This window comes from Metabacillus sp. KJ11-3, from assembly GCF_055808295.1.
Genome location: NZ_CM147865.1, coordinates 1,094,412 through 1,115,379, shown reverse-complemented (window position 1 = coordinate 1,115,379; position 20,968 = coordinate 1,094,412). Strand labels below are relative to the sequence as shown.

Here is a 20,968-nt window from a genome sequence, read left to right as displayed (position 1 = left end):
TAACATATGAAGATGATTTTTTATGCACTTTTAGGATCAGATTTTTGTCGTTATGACTCATTTTCAAGCCTAGGCAAAGTCAACAAAGGAGGGATACATATGGATCGTATGTTCCGGGTATTAGGTTTCTGGACAGGAATCTTCGCTGTTATGTTTTATCTTGGTGACATGAAGACTACTTCCTTACTCTTTTTCGGACAAACCGGATTTTTTGTCTTCTTATCTTACTTAAAATTATCCGAGCGTATGTACATTTACATTTTTGGTGCTTACCTCACGATCTTCTTTGTCGGATTTACGTACTGGACAACATTTATGATGATTCCAGGACAAAATATGGGACATTAATTTCATCAAAAAACAGGCAGCGAATTGGCTGCCTGTTTTTTGATATTAAAATCCATTTAAGAAAGGATTGGTTTCCATTTCCTGTTCAATACTTGTATCAGGTCCGTGTCCTGATAATACAATAGTTTCTTCAGGTAAGATAAGAAGTTTATTATGAATACTCTTTATTAATTGTTCATGATTCCCGCCTGGTAAATCAGTTCGTCCGATACTGCCTGCAAAAAGTGCATCGCCTGAGAACACAACGTCAGCTTCTTTCGCATAATAGGAAACACTTCCTGGTGAATGTCCAGGTGTTTCATATACTTCGAGAACAAAGCTGCCTATTTCTAACCGGCCTTCACCTTTTATCAATTCATCAGGTTCTGACACTGACACTGCTCCGGCCATGAATAATTGTGATCCGTTTTTTGAAGGATCAGAGAGCCAATCTTTTTCATTTTTATGTACATAAACCGGAATATTCCATTGCTTTCGAACATCATCTACAGCACCTATATGATCAAAATGAGCATGTGTAAGAAGAATGGCGATTGGTTTCAATTGTTGTTGTTGAAGAATACTAATTAATTTATTTCCATCCCCGCCCGGATCAATGATTAAGCATTCCTTTTGTTCATTTGAGTAAAGATAACAATTCGTTTGTAACGGTCCTAACGGAAGTTGTCTCCATTTCATTTTATAATCCTCCAATTTCCACAGTTAATTTTATTGTACACTATTCTATCAAATCTTGATAATCAGACAAATGCTTAAGATTAGCTAAGACTGGTTATGATAATAAGACAATGGATTGTATTTGACAGATATGGAAAATAAGCTCGACAAACGCTATGAAACCGATTAAAATATTAGAAGGACTTGTTATTTTGTATATTTAAGTTTATGAAAAATCAAACATGATTTTACGAAAATGATCTACATAGTAAGGGGGCTTTTTAATGGGCTTAGTTATTATCTTCGCACTTGTAACCATTCTTGCGATCTTCGGATTTATTCGTTCACTAAAAGACAAGAACCTTCTTGGTGCATTCTTTGCATTTGGTACATTAGCTGTATTCGGCTGGTTTGCTGTCATGACATTTATCCATCACGGCTTTCCGACTGCGCATTAACAAGAAATGCAAACCCCTTAGCTGCGGCTAAGGGGTTTTTTACTTTCACTCATTATTATAAATGTTTTTCAACACTTTCCAATTTGCCTTCCATCGTTGTTTTTTTATCTCTCCGATCGTCAATTCTAATATTTGTTGCAACCCTTTGAATTCCTTTTTGAAATGGTGCCTCATGAATGGCTGATATTACTTGAAAAAGTATAGGAAGTTCTCCCTCAATTATGGTATTCATTGGTGTTAATTTATATTTAATTTTTCCTTCTTCTTCATATTTTTTTAAAATGTGTTGAATATCAGCAACATATTCACTAACACTTGGTGTAGTGGTTCCTACAGGAATGACCGTTACATCTACTATTGCCATAAAAAATTCGTCCTTTCAACTCAGTTTAGGGTAATGAGTTCTTCTACCGACTGATTATTTAGATCTAAAATCTTTTCAAATCTTGGGCCATATAGAGCAAATTCTCCATTAGGTGAAAGTTTCATTTGAAAATTCTCGATGCTTTCAAAGATGACCTTCTTCTCCGTTGTATCAGGTGAGAATGAAACAAGAGTAAAATCATTTTTTTCTTCATTTACTTCAAATATATAAAATAAGTTTTCTTCCTTGTCCAAATCATGATACGGAATAGACCAATCCGAATATAGAGCAACCAATCTTGTAGACATCTCTGCTAATTTCTCCTGATTATCACTATCATAAAAACGGACAACGGCTGTCCCATTTTCATCAATTAATTCAATTGTTGTTATGAGATTAGGAAAATTTGTATTTGCTACAACTTGTTCAGATAGTAACGTCTCTGTATGGTCTTTTAGATTATACATATACAATGGTGCAGTCAATGAAGGTTCTTCCTGATCCCATTTTATATAGGAGACATGATTATTATTAATCCATTGGATAAAAGGAATGTCTACAGGATTTTCCATGATCAGATCATTATGTACATCAATGATTTTTGTAGAATATGACCAGTCCTCATTAAAACTTGTGACAAAAAGCTGATCAGGATTAACTTGATTCCATGTAAATGAAAGTTCATATGATTCAATCTCTGTTTGATACTGGATATCACCCTCACGATTAAGAAAAAGCAATTCCGCCTCATAGCTAGATGGACTTGTTTGGACAAAGAACAAACTATTGTCCTCATTTGCCTTCATTTGAACAATTGGATCTTCAGATTTGTAAAATAATTTAGTATCCCCTGTATATAAGTTGTATGTATGAACTTCAGAGCCTTCAGCATTATTTACAATATATAGAACTGTTTCATCATCCAACCAATCAGCAACAGAATGAAATAATTCCTCTTTAATGTCCAATTGCAGGTTCATTTTCTTTTCTTCAGGTTGGTTTTCCGATTCTTTTTCTTCTTGAATGATTCTCTCTCTGCTAGGTTGTTGTTCTTGGTTATTCTCCTGTTGATGAGATGGAATACATCCTGATAAAAAAAGCTGGATTAACAACATGATGGAAAATAAATTTGTTAATCTCATCAACATTTTCTCACCTTGCTCTCCTAAAAATCAATTATCATTCTTGTCCTAATAAACTATACGTTTGAATATAGAAGATGTTTCATTTTTTCTCCATTCATTTCACAAAAAAGTGGTGAGCATACCTCATTTAAAGTAACATACTTTTTATTTAAAAAGCTATGTCAATCCTCGTAATTTCATCTTAAATTTTATATTTTTTTTGAAAGAAGAGTGGCAAAGTTGATAAAAATACCACTCTAAGACTTCACATATAAAGTGCTGAATAAAAGATTCCTTTACTTTTTTTATAGATTTCATCAAACTGATCAAATGGAAGAGGGTTTACGCCATTTCCTAGTTCAATTGTAAAACCTGGCTTTCTCCATTTATTCACATACCAATCTCTAAATCCAGCATGACTGTCAATATCTCGCACAGCTTTATATCCACTTAGCTTTTCGAATTCTCTTACAATGTGTTCAGCTTCCTCTGGTTCCTTACGTAAATATCCCCAGTAAATTTCTTCCCCTTGTGTGTGAAATGCCAGGACGCGATCAAAATTCGCCTTTTCTACTAATTCTGCAAGAGCAATTGCTTCTGGCTCGGTAAGAGGAGCATCTCCTGGATAGTCCCGTGGAGCAGGAGCTTTTGGTATTTTCCGCTGTTTCTCGATCTCCCAATTAACCGGGTATTGATTATTCAAATCTATCCCTCTAATATTGGCTTTCCATTGTGAAAAATCAATACTTAAGTCATTCATCTGCAAAAGTGCTGCTTCATACTCAGTTACATCAGGAATCCCATTTAAAACAAGATCAACTCCATCAGGATTTACCATTGGAACAAATGATAGTGACGTGTTTTGATAAAGTGCGATCATATCCTGTTCTTTATCGGATGAGTTTTTACTTACTAATTCAAGATACTCATGTAACCAATGCATCATAATACTTGTCGTAATCCACTCATTGGCATGAAAGGATCCATTCATATGAATTTTCTTAGGTCCATTTCCGATCATGACCTCCATAATTGGTTTACCTAAAACACTATAACCAATAATATTTCGTTTAATAAAAGGATACATATTTTCTAGTTTAGCAAGATCATCATACAATTCATTCGAACTATAGGGCTTTTTTGTATGAAGAAGGTTCCCATCAAAGTCTTCCGTATTTTTTAGAATGGTCATCATCAAACCTCCATTACTTCATTACTTACTATAGCCTATGATTGATTTAAGCAATTGTTGTTTTAATCTTATCTAATTATCAATAAATGAAATAAAAAGGACTGACTTTGAATAAGTCAGTCCTAAAGTATCATTCCTCTTTAGACTCAGCAGCCTCTGTTTCGCCTACTTCTGTAGCGTTATCTCCGTAAAAACGGAGTAAATCTCCATAGATCACTTCATCAGAATAATTCAATTCTTGTTTTGCTTTTTCCATATATGGTTCACAAACAGATTGATCTGTCGGCTCACCGGTTTCTTTATCATAACAGAAACCTTTCGTGTAAATATTATTCTCTGTGATAAAGCTTCCATCCCTAAGGACCGTAAATGATAATTTATCTTCAGAAAAAACATCAGTACCAAATTGAATTTGATCGCTGGCGTCGATACCAAGTAAGCTCATGATTGTTGGACGGATATCAATTTGTCCTGCAACCTTTGTAAAAGTTTGAGGTTCTTTATCAGTAACACCCGGTATATGAACAATAAATGGAACACGTTGTAATTGAATGGACTCAAATGGCGTAATTTCTTTTCCAAGGAATTTCTCCATCGCCACATTGTGATTTTCTGATATTCCATAATGATCACCATATAAAATGATAATTGAATTTTCATATACATCTGTTTTCTTTAGTTCTTCGAAAAAACGTTTGACAGATTCATCCATATAGCGAACTGTCGGGATATACTGGTTTAATGTTTTACTGTTTGAATCAAATTCGTCAATTAATCGATCTTCTTCCCCTAGTTCAAATGGAAAGTGATTCGTTAGAGTGATTAATCTCGTATAAAATGGTTGTGGTAATTCATCCATGTGCTGAACAGATTGTTCGAAGAAATCAATATCTTTTAATCCCCAGCCAATTGAATTTTCTTCTGTGACTTCATAATCATTCACATCGAAGAAACGATCATATCCGAACGCTTGATACATTAAATCACGATTCCAAAAACTTTTATTGTTTGCATGGAGTATCGATGAGTAATATCCATGTTCTTTTAAAATTTCAGGTGTAGCAGTATACTCGTTATTACTATTTGTGAAGAAGACAGCTCCTCTTCCTAATGGATATAAAGAATTATCCACTAAAAATTCCGAGTCAGATGTTTTACCTTGACCCGTTTGGTGGTAAAAATTCTCAAAGTAATAGCTTTCATTGATTAAGTCGTTTAAGAACGGAGTAATCTCTTCTCCATTTAATTGCTCATTAATAACAAAGCTTTGTAAGGATTCAAGTGATAATAATATTACATTTCGATCTTTTGCAATTCCGAAAAGATCCTCTTGTGGCTCTTTACGATTCGCATTCACATAGTTCTCAATCTCAGTTAAGCTGTCACTATCTGCTAAGGCGCGTTGGGCAGACGTTTTAGATTGAAGGACAGCATCATAGATATGGAAGTTAAATACACTTATATTTTTCACAAGCATTTCGCGGTCAAATGAACGTGTTAAAAGCTGCGGGCGTTCCGCTTCAGCTAATCCTAAATTAAAGAAAAAAACGGAGGCAACTAAAAGAAAGTAAGCTGATTTTTCTTTTTTGGTCAAAACCGATAAAGTTCTAAACGCTGGTTTTCTTAATAACCAATATAGAATGACAATATCAACAAACATTAAAATATCTGTTGGTAAAAATAGGTTTGTAATGCTACTTCCTAAATCTCCCATGTTGCTTGTCTGAAATAATACCGGTATTGTTAAGAAATCATTAAAAAATCGATAGAAGACCATATTCGCAAGTAAAAGTACTGTTACAAAGATACTTGCTCCAAAGATATAACGGTTTCTATTCTTTTCTTTCAAGAACAACCCAAACCCGAATAGTAATAATAAAAAGCTTAATGGGTTTATAAACAAAATAAACTCTTGTGTGAAATTTTCAATTTTAATATCGAAGCTAGTTTTATAGACAATATACGTTTTTATCCAAAGAAATAATGTTGCTAAAAGTAAAAATGAGATTTTCGAAAAAGATTTCTTGCGCACAGCTACTACCTCCTCATCCCATAGGACAGACACGCTTATCTCTTTTATATTTTCCAATTATTAGGTTAAGTGTTGCACACTAAAACATATCTTAATACTTTCTTTACAAAAAATCAATGCTTTTTAATATTGTCATTACAATAGCCTGATAGAATTATAATGTTTAGCATATTCTCTATACCCTACTATTAGACGTTTCAAAACCTAAAAAGTTTCGTTTGTATATAAAGTTTAAAGATTCTGAAAAATGAATGTCATAAATTCGCCCTAATCTCTAAAAGGATATGAAGAAATGGAAAAGGAGCATCATCAACTGAAGCTCCTTTTTACTATTACCTATTTACATTTAATTATTTAAAAGTTTTGTTTTTACTAACCAAGCTCCACCAATCACACCTGCATCATTTCCAAGTGTTGCCACTGAAATAGAAGCTGCCTGAGCCACACGCGGGAAAGCAAATCGTTTAAAGTAGTGATCCACTTTTGAAATGAGAAGATCTCCTGCTTTAGACACTCCGCCACCAATAACAATCTTTTCTGGATTAAGTCCATTAGAAATATTAGCTAAGACTAGACCAAGTTGGAAAGTAACGTAATCTATTACTTCCTCGGCAAGTGCATCACCTTGCTCAACAGCGTCAAAAACATCTTTTGAGCTTAAATCTAAATTTTTTCGCAAAATACTTTCTTCATCTGAAGATTTTAGTTTTTCTTTTGCGATTCTGACTATACCAGTTGCCGAAGCAATTGTCTCAATACAGCCCGTTTTTCCACAACCACATAAAGCTCCACCATCAGGAACAACCGTAATATGTCCGATTTCTCCACCTGCACCGTTTATACCGTGTATAACTTCTCCATTGGAGATAAGCCCTCCACCTACACCAGTACCAAGTGTTACACATATTAAATCTTTAGCTCCATCTCCTGCTCCCTTCCACATTTCACCAAGTGCAGCAATATTGGCATCATTGTCGATAACAGCAGGCAACCCTGTTTCCAGTTCAATATGATCACGAAGTGGGAAATTCTCCCAACCAAGATTTGGCGTTTCATAAATAAGACCTTTTTCTAAATTAACCGGGCCGGGTGCTCCCATTCCTATTCCACCAAGCTTTGCCTTTGTTAGTCCCATTTCTTCAAGTTTTGTATCAATTGCTTTGGCAATATCTGTTGTAATGGTTTTACCTGTTTTATCAGTTGGAATTTCCCATTTTTCAACAATTTCACCGTAATAATTAATGAATGCCATTTTAATTGTTGTTCCGCCTAAATCAATACCTACTAACCATTGTTCATTCATTTCCATCACCTTTTCCTACTATTATATATAGATTCTCTAGCAAACGTTTTCACGTTTCATTTTGGAATGTTACTCTCATTAAAATTGATCTTTTTTTCTACCGTTTCAATCTTTGGATTTCTTGTCTAAGAAGAAGGATAGCCATTTGGTAAACGTTTGGTTCGATAAGACCAGATTGATACAATTGCTTAACTTCATCCTCCATAAGCTCTAAATCAGCTATACGGTCACCTATGTATATGATCGTGCCGAACTTTTTCAACAGTTGTTGTACATCATATATGGTATTCACATGATCACCTACTTTAATCTTAGAAAAACACGACTTACCGCCAAAAGGTGCATGAAGTCGCTATCTTTTCTTATACTGTAATCCTTTAATACGGGTAAACTTTCTTAAAGTATAAAAAATCACTTTTACACTATTAATTTAGTACTACTATAAAGTATAAAGAAAAACAACGAAGCGTCAAGAAAACGTTTAAAAATATACTTGTTAATGGATGAATATATTTTTCTAATTTTTCGTTTATAATATTTCGATATATCAAAAAACTTCATGATCCATACAAAGGCCAACTTTCGACATCAATAAAATTAAGTATCTATTAATTTTTCTGAATAATTTATTTTTTCTAAAAAATATATTGAATTTTGATAAATACAAGTTTAAAATAATGTTACTATTACAACGTGAATCGTGAGGAGGAACATAAATGGCTACATTCCTATTATCAGTCGTACTATTAATTGCAGGTTATTTCATATATTCAAAAGTGGTTGAGAGAGTTTTTGGAATAGATGACGCCCGGATCACACCTGCCTTTACAAAAACAGATGGCCTGGATTATATGCCAATGAGCTGGTGGAAAGCTTCCTTGATTCAACTTTTAAATATCGCAGGGCTTGGACCTATCTTCGGAGCCATTATGGGGGCTTTATATGGTCCTGTTGCATTTATTTGGATCGTAATTGGCTGTTTATTTGCAGGGGCTGTACATGATTATTTTTCCGGGATGCTTTCAATTAAACATGGTGGAGAGCAATATCCTACACTGGTTGGCCGGTATTTAGGAAAAACGGTAAAAACAGTTATTAATATTGTTTCAATCATTCTGATGATATTAGTTGCAGCTGCGTTTACAGCAGGCCCAGCACAATTAGTTGAACAGCTTACTCCTTTAAGCTATTCATCTTCATTATTGCTTATCTTTGTTTATTTTGTTTTAGCTGCTGTACTTCCAATTAACAAATTGATTGGAAAGATCTATCCTATTTTTGGTTTCATTTTAATTATTATGGCTGTGTCAATTGGCTTTGCCTTATTTTTTATGGATCATTCGATACCTAATCTTACTTTCGAAAATCTGCATCCTGGCGAAATTCCTGTTTGGCCTCTTTTAATGGTTACAATATCTTGTGGTGCAATATCTGGCTTTCACAGTACACAAAGTCCGATTTTGGCCCGTACACTTAAGAAAGAAAGTGATGGCAGAAAAGTTTTCTTCGGTGCAATGGTTGCTGAAGGAATTATCGCGTTAATATGGGCTGCCGCTGGAATGACTTTCTTTGGAGGTACCGACGGGCTTCAAGGAGCATTAGCAGAGGGTGGAACAGCTGGGGTTGTCAATGAAATCAGCAAAACAACGTTAGGACAATTTGGAGGAATATTAGCAATTTTAGGGGTTATCATTTTACCTATTACAACAGGTGACACAGCTTTACGTTCATCACGAATGATGCTTGTCGAATTAGTATGTAAGTTCGGTAATTTTGATTCAAAAATAAAAACTGCTCTTATGACGATTCCAGTAGTGGTTCCAACTTATTTATTAACTCAAATGGATTACACATTTTTATGGCGTTATGTTGGGTGGACAAACCAGGTTGTTGCAACAGTTATGTTATGGACAGCCGCCATGTTTTTATTGAAAAACGGGAAGTTTCATTGGATATCCACTGTTCCCGCATTCTTTATGACAGCTGTTACAGGATCTTATATCTTTTATGCACCGGAAGGGTTCCAACTTTCTTATCAAACTTCAATGATTTGTGGTGCATTCATCTTTATAGCTGTATTTATCTGGTTCTTAATTCAATTGAAACGTCATAAAAGTAATCCTATTCCTATTGAAAAAGCAGCTTAAACAAAAAGGCAGGCTCATTATATTTGAGCCTTGCCTTTTGTGATTTAAGTTACCTGTCCGGATCCTGGGGATGCAAGAACGGTGGTCTTCTGTTTTTCAACGGCATTGGTGCGCGAAATAATACATCTCGCATTGCCCGATAGTTAAAAGGAATAAACGGATATAAATAAGGTACATTAAAGGATTTCATACGTGAGAGCATAATGACCCACCCTGTAATTCCTACAACAAAACCAATTACACCCAACCAAGCAGTAAAAATTAATAAAATGATCCGATATATTCTATTAGCCAGACCTAATTCATAACTAGGAGTTGCAAATGTACCTATCGCAGCAATGGCCAAATACAAAATAACTTCATTAGTAAGCAACCCTACCTCAACGGCTACTTGACCAACCATTAGGGCTGCCACTAATCCCAATGCAGTAGCTAAGGATGATGGTGTATGTATAGCAGCCATCCTCAGGATATCTATTCCTAATTCAATTAGCAAAAATTGTACAAGTAATGGGACCTGCCCTGCATCCTCTATCCCGATATACTTTATATTATCCGGCAGTAGTTCCTGATGTTTCGCTAATAAATACCAAAGGGGCAAAATGAAAATTGATGCCCATACGGCAATAAATCGAACAATTCGCAAATAAGCCCCTACTATTGGTTTGTTTCGATATTCCTCAGCATGCTGTAAATGATGCCAGAATGTTGTAGGAGTGATAAGGGCACTTGGCGAACCATCAACAAAAACAATGACATGACCTTCATAAAGATGGGCTGCCGCAGTATCAGGTCTTTCTGTATATCTCACAACAGGATACGGATTTAAATGCCTACCTGAAATAAATTCTTCTATTGTTTTTTCACCCATTGGAAGACCATCTGTGTCAATTGCCTGCAAAGAATTCTTTAGGTCTTCAACATGCGATAAATCCGCGATATCTTCTAAATAACAAACAACCACATCTGTTTTTGATCGTCGTCCCACCTGTAAATATTCCATTCTTAATGACCGGTCTCTTACCCGTCTCCTAGTTAAGGCTGTATTAAATACAATTGTTTCGACATATCCATCTCTTGATCCACGAACAACACGTTCCATATCTGGCTCTTGAGGACCTCGTACAGGATATGTTCGGGCATCAATAAAGATAATTTGATCAATCCCATCGACAACAAGAGCTGTTGGACCTGCTAAAACTGTTTGCACAACAGTATTTAAATCATCTGTTTTATCAATTTCAACATAAGGAATATACGTTTTTAGTAATTTTTCCAGTGTATGTTCTTCAATTTGTTCCGGTGTCAGCTCGGATAAATATCTCATTAAGTAATGAAGAATATCATCCTTAACAAACCCATCGACCATGAATAAAGCCATTTCACGCCCGCCATACTCAACATCTAATTGAATCACGTCAAAGCTTTTTTTAACTCCAAGACGTTCGCTTAAATAAGCTGTATTTTCTTGTAAACTTTTTGTCGCTATTTTTTTATCAACTTCATAAGACATTTGTTTACTCCATTTCGTTTCACTATTTGTTACTCATCATTGACGGAAATTTGGTAAAACATACCTGTATATTTTCTTTCCTGCTTGTACTCATATATTCATACATTTGCACATACAATTTAGCAACCTGTCTTTCCCGGAGTGATTGAAATGAAGAAAAAATGGATATTATTGATCCTTCTTGCCTTATGTACATCTATGTTTCTATATTTTTTCAAAGGACAAAATGCACGTGAGAGTATTATTTTTTTCCCGATAACTGATACCGTTTCATTTACAAAAGCTTCTACTCTATTACAATTTGTTGACAAGAAAGATGATGATGAGTACATGATCGAATGGGACGTAACATCTATTACTGATAAACAAGCCTTTCTAAGACAAGACTTATCTCTTCTCTTTTCAGATGGGAAACTTGTAAAAACTTTATCAGAATGGGAGGACCAAAGCCAAAAGCTGGCACAGTTCAATAAAGTAAGCGGAGAAGACAGCAGCCACTACGAAGCGATAAGTTTGCATTACGGTGAAGTCCACTTGAATGAAGATGAAATAAGAAGTGTTCAAAAAATGTCCACTGACCATTTGTATGTCATTGATTCAGAGTTTACCAAACTCTTTTCATTTAAAACACCTCAAACAGAAGAAGAAAAAGAGTGGAAGGATATCCTAGATAAAGTAGCCGAACAACATTTAGAATTTAGTTGGAATGAATTACTTCAACATTTCAACATTGATAAAAATCGATACAATTCAATTCCCTTCGTTGAGCTTGCTCATTACCAAAACCGTCCATTACCGGGATTTTCCGAAGAAAAAACTCAAGAGGTAATTGGCAGTTTGTGGGAAGGTCTATATAAAAATTACTTTTTAGGTCTAAAAACAAAAGAAGGAAAGATCATTGAACCAATTGGCAGCACAATGCCTCTCCTTCTTTTCGCAAAAGATCGTTCTCATTTAGTTGTCATCATTCAATCTGAAGATGGAACACCTTTTAAGTTCATTCAAGATATCAACAATTAGCGAGTCAATTCATCTTTCAAAGCTTGATATTTTTTATTATCCGGATCATATTTTAATGCTTTTGTGACTTCTTCAATCGCTTGATCACTATTTTGCTGATTAGCGTATAAAAGAGCTAAATTATAATGGGCTTGATGGTAGCTGTCATCAACTTTAATGATACGTTCCAGATAATCGATTGCTTCATCATACTTTTGCAATTGGATGGCCGCTACCGAAGCTAAAAATAGGACATCATTTGAGTTATGATTATCCGAAATAGATTTACTAAGGTATTGATAAGCTTCTTCAAACTTCTCATTTTGAATAAGCTCTTGACCTTGTAATGCAATATAGTCAGGATATTGCTCCTTTGCTTGGCTCATTCCATATTGAAACAACCCAAAAATGAGCACAACTGTGCCAACAATCCCAATTAGTCTAATCAACAGTTTTTTCTGATGTGGTAGCTGTACAATTAGCGCAGCTAAAAAGCCGCCAATTAATCCCCCAATATGACCTGCATTATCAATATTAGGAATGACAAACCCTAAGGCTAAATTAATCCCCACAACGATTAATAAGTTAGAGCCCATTGTTCTAAAAAAACTTTCCGATTGTATACAGCAAGGTATAACAAAGCCCCAAAACACCCAAAAATAGCTCCTGAGGCTCCTGCTGATAGAAATGGACTAAATGCAAAGCTGACAATTGAACCTGAAACACCTGCAACTAAATAAATGAACAGGAATTTCCATTTTCCATATGCACGTTCTACAGCTGGTCCTATGTAAAACAAAGCAAAGCTATTCATAAGTAAATGTAAAAAACCAATATGTAAAAGAATTGGTGAAACAAAACGCCACCATTCTCCTTCATAGATAAGAGGATTAAACTTAGCACCATACTGTATTAATGTTTCAGTATTTGTGCTTCCACCATTAAACTCTAATATAAGAAACATTACAATCTGGATCGCTAAAAATATGTTAGTGAAGAATGGTTTCCCATTTTGAAATAACTTTCTTTCAGCATCCCTCATTTCTTTCTGATGAGTAATAACCTTTTTTCGTATAGACTGAATATCTTCCACATTTATCTCTTTCTCGGAGAGTATGTTTTCGACGTCTAATTGAATTGACATAGCTTGTTGAATCTTTTCTATACTTTCTTCAAGATTATCATTTCTTATCATCATGGAAGTAATATCAATATTCCCTTTACGTCCCCCGCTATATCCTTTTACAAAGACATCAGGATAATCGTCAACCGGCGCTAAAGGTGAAAAGTAAATATTTAAAACTGTTATTGGTCCTCTTACTCCATTTCTTACTAGTTGTTCAAATCGCCTGCCTGCTTGTTCAATATCTACTGCAAGTGTATTTCCCCAGTCAACATCAGCTCTTCTTAATCGAATAATAGAATATTGCTTTTTTCGATAAGGCTGTAGGACCATTTCATTTCCATCCTGTGATATTGCTAAAATCGAATAATTTTGGTCAACAACTAATTGTTCAACCAATGACCAATAGACAAAATCCTGTTCAAACGCCATATCATCCGCTCCGTTATTTTTTCTTCATTATATCAATTCCCTAATTTGATTAAAAAGAAAACTGCTCCATGTTAATAACACGTAAAAAGCTGACATCTATATAAACGTCAGCTTACAATGAAAACTTAATGGAATGCCCGATTAACAAAGCGATCACGGATAAAGGGTATTCTCATTGATAAATTAATAAAGTATCTTCGCAGCTGCTGGTTACCTAGCACAAAATTCACAATGCGGTATCGATAACGATAAATCGCAAATGAACCAGCTAAAAGCACAATTAGTCGTCTCATCTTCATCCCTCCTATTTATATCTTTAGTAGGAGATGCAATTTTTATCCTTTTTATCTATAGAATAAGTAAGGATAAACATGTTGAAATGACAATGGATAAGATATTGACCGCATCATTATCCAAAAAAGAAAATGTATTTGTTTTACGCCCAAGTTGTTGACAATGTATTTTCTTTTCAGTTACCTTATGGCAAACTCTGCATGTATATTTAACCTGAACGGTTTGACCTAATATCGTATCAATAATATTTCCTAGGAAACCAAATATAAAAATGACTAAAAGATTCTTAATTGATAAGTCAAACAATAAAGCGGCTAGCGCACCGATTAAACACGAGCCCACTAAAGCTGCACATGTACCTAATAATGAAACAGCACCTGACGTACCGCGTTCCACTTTTCTATATGTTAATAACATTCTAGGTTGACCTTTGCTTAATGTTCCGATTTCGGATGCCCAAGTATCTGAATTAGCCGCAGCTAATGAAATACTGAACAACACTGTATAAATAATAGAGTTACTAGGATCAAATATCGAAATCATCGTTATAAAAGCTGGCACTCCGCCATTTGCAAAAACTTGAATAATATCCCGCTCATTATGTTTTTTTACCATATCATGTAAAGAGTCTTTTTGTTTTGATTTTATGTTCCCCCACATATTAGATGTGACAAAGAAACACCCTAGTAAAAGGATACCCTTCCATGAAAAGCCAACGTAAATGACTGAGCCAACAATCATAGCTCCAATCATCCCACTTTTTGTTAAGGTTTTTGATTTCCATGCAGCAACCGACAGAAAAATAATAAAAAGGATACCCAACACCATCATTTACTTTTCTACTCCTAGTTCTGTAATTATTCCATCGACAGGTACATCGTGTAATTCTCTTGGTAAACGTTTAAATAGTTGACAGGAAAATGCCAATGAAAGAGTATCACCGTGATATTTCTCTAAGTAACGATCATAATAACCGCCGCCAAATCCAATACGATATCCTTCTTGATCAAAGCATAGACCTGGAACAATCATGAGATCAATCTCTTTAGGCTTTACAGGTATCGTTTTGCTTACAATGGGCTCCCTTAATCCAAAAAACACTGTCTCTAATTGAAAAAATGATTCAATTCTGCGAAATGTCATTGTATTTGATTTTGGATCACACTTAGGAACTACAACATTTTTTCTTTCTTTCCAGGCTTCTTCAATGATGTTTTTTGTATCAACTTCTCTTCCTCGAGAAATTGTTACAGCAATCGTTTTTGCCTTGTTCCATTTGCTATATGTAAATAAGTGTCTATGTATGTCGGCACAGCCCTTTATGAAAGTATCAGAGTGTAGTTCCTCTAATTGTTTTTTAACCATTTCTCTTAATTGGCTCTTTTCCAATTGAGGAGCCTCCTTTTACAGGAAATAAACAAAAAACAGTAGGAATAAATATCCTACTGCTTACTTTGTTTCACGGTGTACTGTCATTTTTTTCTCTCTTGAGCAATATTTTTTAAGCTCAAGACGATCTGGATTATTACGTTTATTCTTTTTAGAAATATAGTTACGTTCGCCACAATCAGTGCAAGCTAATGTAATATTTACACGCATGTTTCTTTCCCTCCAAACTTAAAAAAACTATAAAACAAATCAGACTTTAATATAATACCATTATTAATAAACAAATTCCACATGTATTTTATTATTTTTAATTTTAAAAGAAATTTCTGTTGCTTACAACTTTGTTATACATGGAAATTGTTATTCTTATAATAGATAACCATTGATATTCAGCGATCATCGCCTGGTAGCCCCGCAGAGCCACAGCCTCCACATCTTTTGGGTGTTGAAGGCATTTATGTAACCTTTCAGCTAATTGAACACTGGAAATCCCTTCTAACAATATCCCGCGGTTGTCTTTTACTATTTCCTTTAACCCACCTGTTTTAAAGGCTAAAACTGGTTTTGAAGCCGCCAAACCCTCTAATGCAACAATACCAAAAGGCTCATACAAGCTTGGAATCACGACGATTTCACACTTAGATAGTAATGTATTTCGTTCTATTTCATTTAGAAAGCCAACAAATATGACTTTTGAATCTAATTTATATAATTTTGAGATTCTTTTTAGTTCATTTTCATATGGTCCGCTTCCTGCTAACACAAGTTTTAAGGTTGGATACTGTCGGTGTATCTGTGAAAACGCCTCGATTAAAATATGGAATCCCTTTTCTTTCACCAGTCTCCCTATTCCTAATAAAATTGGTTCTGTCAAAAATGGAAACCTTTTTAAAGCTTCATCTTTACTTAGCATCTTTTTCAAATTTTCCAAAATAATGCCGTTCGGTATGACGGATATAGAGTTTTGTCTATTTGGTTTGCGTATTAACAAAATGTCTTTCATATATTCACTACATACTATGATATGGTCAGAATATTGCAGTAACTGATCTTCATACTCTATTATTTGAGGAATAACTTTCCCATTATTAAATTGTTTTCGTTCTCGTTCAGTCGAATGAATTGTCGAGACGAAGGGTATTCCCAGCATCTTTTTAATCTGACAAGCAGTTGTCGCAAAAAACCAATCATGAACATGAACAAGATCAAATTGTATATGGAGGTCTTGTAGAATAAATTGAGTAAATCGAAAATTAAGATTTCGAAAATAATCAGGTAAGCTCGCCGAATCCTCTTGCCAAGGAATCATACGAAATATATGAATTCCATCATTAAATGAATATGATTCCTTCCCTGTGTGAGAGATTGTCATAACTATAATTGTCAGATTTTCCTCTTTGCATGATTGTACAAGGTCATTTACGTGTCTTCCAAGCCCTCCTATCAACTGATCACCAAATTCAGTTGTAAGATGAAGGACAGTTGATACATGTTTGGTTCCTAATTTATTCATATACCGTGTACCCGGAGAAAGCAGTAAACCAACTATTTTTATTTTTCGTTATTACTTGCTTCCAATCTTGATTCTTAGATTCTAAATGGTTAGTAGAAACAATAACTGATGCTGATTTTTTTATTGTAATTGTTTCATTTTGTGAATTAACTACACCTAACTCACAATAATATTTTCCATTTACTAAAGAGCTAAGCTCAATTATTCCATTACTTCCTGTAACATTCATTGTTAATCGTTCTTTATTCTTTATTACTCTAACTAAATTAACCTTACATATTAAATCCCGAAAGTCTTCATTTAGAATGTCTGTAAGAAGTTTTTGAGTTGAGGAGATAATGTTCCATGAGATGATAATGTGGTTTGGATATGGAATAATTTCAATATAATCGACAGAAATAGATGCCTGTTTACGTATAATATATTGTTCGACATCATCATAAGATCGAGAGCTCATATAGTACCTCTTCTTTCGTCATCATGTTCTCTTTATCTTAACATGATTAAAATATTACGGTTACATGTTTAAAAAAGAAATATCGTCAAAAAACTACAATTTCTACAAAATATCACTTCATTCAAATGAAGATTTATGATATAAAGGTAGAGGGAAATAATCTAAGAAGGTGAAAAATATGACTATTATGATTATCATTTTGTTTATTATAAGCATTGCGCTTATCGGTGTATCTTTCTTCCAACGCGACAATGTAAAAGAACTTGAACAGGAATTGGACCATCTTCAATTGTCTGCTATGCAAGAGATCTATAAGCTTAAAAAGAAAATGCGAATTGTGGAAGAAGAGTTATTACAAAATGACGCACCCTTAAAAGAACAAAACAACTCGATCCAAGAAGAGGAAAAAGGAAACCCTACCCGTATACTTGCTAAGTATCGACAAGGAATGTCTATTGAAGCTATCGCATTATCAGAAGCAACTACTGTAAAAGAAGTAAAATTAATTGTTGAACAGAATGAGAGGGTATTAACATGAGTAAGACAGGCTTTCAGGCATTTGCAGCAGGTATGATCGTAGCAACCTCTGTACTTGGTGGAACCTATCTGTTTTCAGGTGATCAACATACAGAGGCCGACGCTGAACAAAAAGAGCTCTCCGAAAAGGAAGTTGAAGAATTCTTAACCAGCAACCAGCAAACAGCCATTTCAATTGATGAATATGAGGAATTATTAGCTACAAAAAATGCTGAAGTAACCGAAAAGGCAACTGAAGAAACTCCTAAAGAAGAAACAACTGAAAATGCAGAAGCTACAAAAGAAGCTGAAGAAAAGAAAGAAGAAGTCATAAAATATAAAGTAACAATAAAGGCTGGTATGACGACAAGTGAAGTTTCTGATCTTCTAGAACAAAATGCGATTATTTCTGACTCCTTTGAATTTGATCAGTACTTAATCAAAAATAATTATCATACCCAAGTGCAGTTAGGAACTTTTGAGGTTCAAAAAGGCATGACTTTCAAACAGCTTGCTGAAGCAATTACTAGATAAAAGCTAAGAAGAACATCTTCTTAGCTTTTTTTATTTTGGATCAAAAACCACTTTATATTTTTCTTATTAACTATTTAGGTCATATCTTTGACCTTTAATAAGATACATGATACTTTCAGAAATATTTGTTGCATGATCGGCCGTTCTTTCGATATAACGACAAATAAAGGAAAGCTGAGTTAATTGTTGAAGATGATCTTTTTTCTCCATCAGGTGAAGGATATCCTTAATCGTTTCACCATAAAGGTCATCAACCTGGTCGTCCATATCAGCTACCTCTTTTGCTAATACAAGATCTTCTTCATTAAACGCCTTAATAGAAAGTGATAACATTTTTGTTGCTATTTCATGCATCTTTCTGATGTTATGAATTGGTTTAACTAACGGCTCGTCCCCAATTCGAATTGTAGATTTTGCAATATTTACAGCAAAGTCTGCCATTCTTTCAATATCACTGGAAATTTTAATGGCTACGATGACTCTACGTAAATCTGTTGCAACAGGTTGTTGTTTGGCGATTAAAAGAATCGCCAAATCATTAATTTCTTCGTCCAGATCATCAACTCTATAATCATCTTCAATTATTTGTAACGCTTCTTCAATATCTTGATTTTCAAGTGCATTTATTGACTTTGTTAAGGCAACTTCTGTTAAACTACCTAATTCAATTAATTTATCTCTTAAATTTTTTAAATCAAAATCAAATTTCTCTCTGACACCCATATTCATTACCTCCTATATACATACAGTTATATATTCCCCAAACTGTACGATCATAAAACTACGAAGAACTTATTAAAACAAAATAGTCGTGCACCTTCTAAAATGCACGACATTTTGTTTAGCCAAATCGACCTGTTATATAATCCTCTGTTCTATTATCTGTCGGATTTGAAAAGATTTTATCGGTCACATCAAATTCAACTACTTCTCCATTTAGGAAAAACGCTGTTTTATCTGAAATACGTGCAGCTTGTTGCATGTTGTGTGTAACAATGATTATACTATAATCTTTTTTCAAATCTTGAATTAATTCCTCTACCTTAAGAGTTGATATTGGATCAAGAGCTGAAGTAGGTTCATCCATTAATATAACATCTGGTTCGATTGCTAAACAGCGAGCAATACATAAACGTTGTTGCTGCCCTCCCGAAAGCCCATATGCATTTTCTTTTAATCGATCTTTCACTTCATCCCAGATTGCTGCTCCACGTAAACTTCTCTCAACAATCTCATCTAAAATAGCTTTATTTTTTATCCCATGAATTCGAGGTCCATATGCTATATTATCATATATGGATTTCGGGAATGGGTTAGGTTTCTGGAACACCATACCTACCCTAGTTCTTAAATCTTCAACCGTATAGCTTTTATCTAGTATACTCTTTTCTCTATACCTAATATCTCCTGAAATACGAACAACCGGTATTAATTCAACCATTCTGTTTAACGTTTTTATAAATGTTGATTTCCCACAACCAGAAGGACCAATAATTGCTGTAACTTCATTTTCATAAATGGAAAGATTAATGTTTTTTAATGCCTGGTCCCCACCGTACCATAAATTTAAATCCTTTGTATCATAAACAATTTTCTTTTTATCTACTTGATTCCCGTCTCTATCTATATTCGTTACTTTTCTCATTTCACGATCGGATAATACTGCCATTGTTAAAAACCCCCGAAAATTAAAATCTATTTTGAAACTTATTTCTAATGATAATTGCAATTGAATTCATTAAGAATAATACGATTAAAAGAACAACAATTGTCGCAGCTGCAAGATTTGCATACTCAGCCACAAGTGCTGAATCAACAGTCCAGTAATAGATCTGCATTGGTAACACTGTAAATTTATCAAAAATTCCATCTGGGAGTGGAATTAACAAAGCCGGAATACCAATAACAACAAGTGGAGCTGTTTCACCTATAGCTCTTGAAAGAGATAGTATTAAACCCGTTAAAATACCAGGAATTGCTGCCGGCAAGACAATGTTTTTAATTGTTTGCCACTTAGTAGCTCCCATTCCGTAAGATGCTTCCCTTAGATACTGTGGAACAGCGCGAATAGCCTCCTGGCTTGCAACGACAACGATTGGAAGTACCAATAAAGACATCGTTAGACCACCGGCAAGCACTATGTTTCCTAATTCAAAACTACGTACAAACACAGTTAAGCCTAAGATACCGAATACAACAGAAGGAACACCTGCCAAATTAGAAATATTCGTTTGAATAATAGATTTTAATTTTCCATTCTTTGCATATTCCTCTAAATAAATGGCTGTTCCGACTCCTAAAAACATCGTAACTGGAGCAACAACAACCATTAACCATAAAGTCCCTGCAATTGCGCCCATGATACCAGCACGTTCTGCGGTTGTTGACAGTTTACTTGTAATAAACTGAAAATCAATCCATCCAATACTATCTGAGTATACTCTATAGATTAATGTTAATAATATGACTAATCCGAAAAGTGTTGCTAATAGGAAAAGCCCTTTTGCAAGATTATTTGCAAATAGACGTGACCCCATTTTCTTTTGTACTTGTTCGACATTTACATATTTCAT

General features: G+C 34.5%; 24 protein-coding genes and 1 pseudogene. 6 read left to right on the top strand and 19 right to left on the bottom strand.

Going from position 1 to position 20,968, the window contains the following annotated elements; translation table 11 throughout:
• Window positions 1-99: 99 nt before the first annotated feature.
• On the top strand, window positions 100-348 hold the full coding sequence (locus tag AC0L8O_RS05715) for a DUF2626 domain-containing protein (protein WP_026558763.1): 249 nt from the start codon (window positions 100-102) through the stop codon (window positions 346-348).
• A gap of 45 nt (window positions 349-393) precedes the next feature.
• Here AC0L8O_RS05715 and AC0L8O_RS05710 read toward each other — a convergent pair whose 3' ends face one another.
• Window positions 394-1,026 carry an MBL fold metallo-hydrolase gene (locus AC0L8O_RS05710; protein ID WP_026558762.1) on the bottom strand — a complete coding sequence of 211 codons (633 nt, stop codon included), beginning with the start codon at window positions 1,024-1,026 and terminating at the stop codon, window positions 394-396.
• A 263-nt stretch (window positions 1,027-1,289) separates the two neighbouring features.
• On the opposite strand from AC0L8O_RS05710, the gene AC0L8O_RS05705 reads away from it, so the two are divergent.
• Entirely contained in the window at window positions 1,290-1,463 is a 174-nt protein-coding gene (locus AC0L8O_RS05705) for a DUF2759 domain-containing protein (RefSeq protein ID WP_026558761.1), read from the top strand.
• A 55-nt stretch (window positions 1,464-1,518) separates the two neighbouring features.
• Here the strand turns inward: AC0L8O_RS05705 and AC0L8O_RS05700 are convergent, their stop codons facing one another.
• The 6 genes from AC0L8O_RS05700 to AC0L8O_RS05675 all read right to left on the bottom strand — a co-directional run bounded on the left by AC0L8O_RS05700 (window position 1,519) and on the right by AC0L8O_RS05675 (window position 7,770).
• Window positions 1,519-1,827, bottom strand: coding sequence for an MTH1187 family thiamine-binding protein (locus AC0L8O_RS05700; protein WP_026558760.1), 309 nt, complete (start codon window positions 1,825-1,827; stop codon window positions 1,519-1,521).
• 20 nt (window positions 1,828-1,847) lie between these two features.
• A complete protein-coding gene (locus AC0L8O_RS05695; protein WP_473446913.1) occupies window positions 1,848-2,969 on the bottom strand; it encodes a YqgU-like beta propeller domain-containing protein in 1,122 nt (373 codons plus the stop codon).
• A 247-nt stretch (window positions 2,970-3,216) separates the two neighbouring features.
• The gene (locus AC0L8O_RS05690; protein WP_473446912.1) at window positions 3,217-4,146 is read right to left on the bottom strand and encodes a M14 family metallopeptidase; all 930 of its coding nucleotides are present in this window, start codon (window positions 4,144-4,146) and stop codon (window positions 3,217-3,219) included.
• A gap of 127 nt (window positions 4,147-4,273) precedes the next feature.
• Complete coding sequence (locus AC0L8O_RS05685; RefSeq protein WP_473446911.1) at window positions 4,274-6,175, bottom strand: LTA synthase family protein; 1,902 nt, start codon at window positions 6,173-6,175, stop codon at window positions 4,274-4,276.
• 346 nt (window positions 6,176-6,521) lie between these two features.
• Complete coding sequence (locus AC0L8O_RS05680; protein WP_026558757.1) at window positions 6,522-7,478, bottom strand: ROK family glucokinase; 957 nt, start codon at window positions 7,476-7,478, stop codon at window positions 6,522-6,524.
• Between the two features lie 97 nt (window positions 7,479-7,575).
• Window positions 7,576-7,770, bottom strand: coding sequence for a YqgQ family protein (locus AC0L8O_RS05675; protein WP_026558756.1), 195 nt, complete (start codon window positions 7,768-7,770; stop codon window positions 7,576-7,578).
• A 424-nt stretch (window positions 7,771-8,194) separates the two neighbouring features.
• Between AC0L8O_RS05675 and AC0L8O_RS05670 the strand changes: the two genes are divergently transcribed.
• Window positions 8,195-9,625: a carbon starvation CstA family protein gene (locus AC0L8O_RS05670; RefSeq protein WP_473446910.1), complete on the top strand. Its 1,431-nt coding sequence runs from the start codon at window positions 8,195-8,197 to the stop codon at window positions 9,623-9,625.
• A gap of 49 nt (window positions 9,626-9,674) precedes the next feature.
• On the opposite strand, the gene AC0L8O_RS05665 is transcribed toward AC0L8O_RS05670, so the two are convergent.
• Complete coding sequence (locus tag AC0L8O_RS05665; RefSeq protein WP_034331817.1) at window positions 9,675-11,138, bottom strand: spore germination protein; 1,464 nt, start codon at window positions 11,136-11,138, stop codon at window positions 9,675-9,677.
• A gap of 150 nt (window positions 11,139-11,288) precedes the next feature.
• Here AC0L8O_RS05665 and AC0L8O_RS05660 point away from each other — a divergent pair, with 150 nt between their 5' ends.
• Window positions 11,289-12,158: a hypothetical protein gene (locus tag AC0L8O_RS05660; protein ID WP_026558753.1), complete on the top strand. Its 870-nt coding sequence runs from the start codon at window positions 11,289-11,291 to the stop codon at window positions 12,156-12,158.
• On the opposite strand, the gene AC0L8O_RS05655 is transcribed toward AC0L8O_RS05660, so the two are convergent.
• The 8 genes and pseudogenes from AC0L8O_RS05655 to AC0L8O_RS05620 form a co-directional block, all read right to left on the bottom strand.
• Window positions 12,155-12,523 carry a tetratricopeptide repeat protein gene (locus tag AC0L8O_RS05655; RefSeq protein ID WP_473448687.1) on the bottom strand — a complete coding sequence of 123 codons (369 nt, stop codon included), beginning with the start codon at window positions 12,521-12,523 and terminating at the stop codon, window positions 12,155-12,157. The genes AC0L8O_RS05660 and AC0L8O_RS05655 overlap by 4 nt on opposite strands.
• Before the next feature lie 147 nt (window positions 12,524-12,670).
• A pseudogene (locus AC0L8O_RS05650) lies at window positions 12,671-12,951 on the bottom strand (rhomboid family intramembrane serine protease); the annotation flags it as partial.
• A gap of 866 nt (window positions 12,952-13,817) precedes the next feature.
• A complete protein-coding gene (locus AC0L8O_RS05645) occupies window positions 13,818-13,985 on the bottom strand; it encodes a hypothetical protein (RefSeq protein ID WP_198025669.1) in 168 nt (55 codons plus the stop codon).
• Window positions 13,986-14,040: 55 nt separating this feature from the next.
• Entirely contained in the window at window positions 14,041-14,817 is a 777-nt protein-coding gene (locus AC0L8O_RS05640; protein WP_473446909.1) for a DUF92 domain-containing protein, read from the bottom strand.
• Window positions 14,818-15,375 carry a 5-formyltetrahydrofolate cyclo-ligase gene (locus tag AC0L8O_RS05635; RefSeq protein ID WP_473446908.1) on the bottom strand — a complete coding sequence of 186 codons (558 nt, stop codon included), beginning with the start codon at window positions 15,373-15,375 and terminating at the stop codon, window positions 14,818-14,820.
• Window positions 15,376-15,435: 60 nt separating this feature from the next.
• Window positions 15,436-15,585, bottom strand: a complete 150-nt coding sequence (gene rpmG, locus AC0L8O_RS05630) for a 50S ribosomal protein L33 (RefSeq protein WP_026558749.1) — start codon at window positions 15,583-15,585, stop codon at window positions 15,436-15,438.
• Between the two features lie 103 nt (window positions 15,586-15,688).
• A complete protein-coding gene (locus AC0L8O_RS05625) occupies window positions 15,689-16,888 on the bottom strand; it encodes a glycosyltransferase family 4 protein (RefSeq protein ID WP_473446906.1) in 1,200 nt (399 codons plus the stop codon).
• Window positions 16,881-17,345: a hypothetical protein gene (locus AC0L8O_RS05620; RefSeq protein WP_026558747.1), complete on the bottom strand. Its 465-nt coding sequence runs from the start codon at window positions 17,343-17,345 to the stop codon at window positions 16,881-16,883. Before AC0L8O_RS05620 ends, AC0L8O_RS05625 begins: the two co-directional genes overlap by 8 nt.
• 178 nt (window positions 17,346-17,523) lie before the next feature.
• Between AC0L8O_RS05620 and AC0L8O_RS05615 the strand changes: the two genes are divergently transcribed.
• On the top strand, window positions 17,524-17,883 hold the full coding sequence (locus AC0L8O_RS05615) for a hypothetical protein (protein WP_026558746.1): 360 nt from the start codon (window positions 17,524-17,526) through the stop codon (window positions 17,881-17,883).
• Window positions 17,880-18,395: a hypothetical protein gene (locus AC0L8O_RS05610; RefSeq protein ID WP_473446905.1), complete on the top strand. Its 516-nt coding sequence runs from the start codon at window positions 17,880-17,882 to the stop codon at window positions 18,393-18,395. Before AC0L8O_RS05615 ends, AC0L8O_RS05610 begins: the two co-directional genes overlap by 4 nt.
• Before the next feature lie 66 nt (window positions 18,396-18,461).
• On the opposite strand, the gene phoU is transcribed toward AC0L8O_RS05610, so the two are convergent.
• The 3 genes from phoU to pstA form a co-directional block, all read right to left on the bottom strand.
• Window positions 18,462-19,118 carry a phosphate signaling complex protein PhoU gene (gene phoU / locus AC0L8O_RS05605; protein WP_026558744.1) on the bottom strand — a complete coding sequence of 219 codons (657 nt, stop codon included), beginning with the start codon at window positions 19,116-19,118 and terminating at the stop codon, window positions 18,462-18,464.
• Between the two features lie 118 nt (window positions 19,119-19,236).
• Window positions 19,237-20,040 carry a phosphate ABC transporter ATP-binding protein PstB gene (pstB, locus tag AC0L8O_RS05600; RefSeq protein ID WP_232230083.1) on the bottom strand — a complete coding sequence of 268 codons (804 nt, stop codon included), beginning with the start codon at window positions 20,038-20,040 and terminating at the stop codon, window positions 19,237-19,239.
• Window positions 20,041-20,083: 43 nt separating this feature from the next.
• Window positions 20,084-20,968 (bottom strand): phosphate ABC transporter permease PstA, encoded by an 885-nt coding sequence (pstA, locus tag AC0L8O_RS05595; protein ID WP_026558742.1) that lies wholly within the window; start codon window positions 20,966-20,968, stop codon window positions 20,084-20,086.

Bases quoted from the DNA above. Each gene is read 5' to 3' on its own strand.
- AC0L8O_RS05645 (WP_198025669.1), bottom strand. From the start codon at position 13,985: ATGAGACGACTAATTGTGCTTTTAGCTGGTTCATTTGCGATTTATCGT.
- pstB (WP_232230083.1), bottom strand. From the start codon at position 20,040: ATGAGAAAAGTAACGAATATAGATAGAGACGGGAATCAAGTAGATAAA.
- AC0L8O_RS05615 (WP_026558746.1), top strand. From the start codon at position 17,524: ATGACTATTATGATTATCATTTTGTTTATTATAAGCATTGCGCTTATC.
- AC0L8O_RS05690 (WP_473446912.1), bottom strand. From the start codon at position 4,146: ATGATGACCATTCTAAAAAATACGGAAGACTTTGATGGGAACCTTCTT.
- rpmG (WP_026558749.1), bottom strand. From the start codon at position 15,585: ATGCGTGTAAATATTACATTAGCTTGCACTGATTGTGGCGAACGTAAC.
- AC0L8O_RS05705 (WP_026558761.1), top strand. From the start codon at position 1,290: ATGGGCTTAGTTATTATCTTCGCACTTGTAACCATTCTTGCGATCTTC.
- AC0L8O_RS05620 (WP_026558747.1), bottom strand. From the start codon at position 17,345: ATGAGCTCTCGATCTTATGATGATGTCGAACAATATATTATACGTAAA.
- AC0L8O_RS05660 (WP_026558753.1), top strand. From the start codon at position 11,289: ATGAAGAAAAAATGGATATTATTGATCCTTCTTGCCTTATGTACATCT.
- AC0L8O_RS05665 (WP_034331817.1), bottom strand. From the start codon at position 11,138: ATGTCTTATGAAGTTGATAAAAAAATAGCGACAAAAAGTTTACAAGAA.
- AC0L8O_RS05715 (WP_026558763.1), top strand. From the start codon at position 100: ATGGATCGTATGTTCCGGGTATTAGGTTTCTGGACAGGAATCTTCGCT.
- AC0L8O_RS05680 (WP_026558757.1), bottom strand. From the start codon at position 7,478: ATGAATGAACAATGGTTAGTAGGTATTGATTTAGGCGGAACAACAATT.
- AC0L8O_RS05670 (WP_473446910.1), top strand. From the start codon at position 8,195: ATGGCTACATTCCTATTATCAGTCGTACTATTAATTGCAGGTTATTTC.
- AC0L8O_RS05625 (WP_473446906.1), bottom strand. From the start codon at position 16,888: ATGAATAAATTAGGAACCAAACATGTATCAACTGTCCTTCATCTTACA.
- phoU (WP_026558744.1), bottom strand. From the start codon at position 19,118: ATGGGTGTCAGAGAGAAATTTGATTTTGATTTAAAAAATTTAAGAGAT.
- AC0L8O_RS05640 (WP_473446909.1), bottom strand. From the start codon at position 14,817: ATGATGGTGTTGGGTATCCTTTTTATTATTTTTCTGTCGGTTGCTGCA.
- AC0L8O_RS05695 (WP_473446913.1), bottom strand. From the start codon at position 2,969: ATGAGATTAACAAATTTATTTTCCATCATGTTGTTAATCCAGCTTTTT.
- AC0L8O_RS05610 (WP_473446905.1), top strand. From the start codon at position 17,880: ATGAGTAAGACAGGCTTTCAGGCATTTGCAGCAGGTATGATCGTAGCA.
- AC0L8O_RS05700 (WP_026558760.1), bottom strand. From the start codon at position 1,827: ATGGCAATAGTAGATGTAACGGTCATTCCTGTAGGAACCACTACACCA.
- AC0L8O_RS05655 (WP_473448687.1), bottom strand. From the start codon at position 12,523: ATGAGCCAAGCAAAGGAGCAATATCCTGACTATATTGCATTACAAGGT.
- pstA (WP_026558742.1), bottom strand. From the start codon at position 20,968: ATGAAATATGTAAATGTCGAACAAGTACAAAAGAAAATGGGGTCACGT.
- AC0L8O_RS05710 (WP_026558762.1), bottom strand. From the start codon at position 1,026: ATGAAATGGAGACAACTTCCGTTAGGACCGTTACAAACGAATTGTTAT.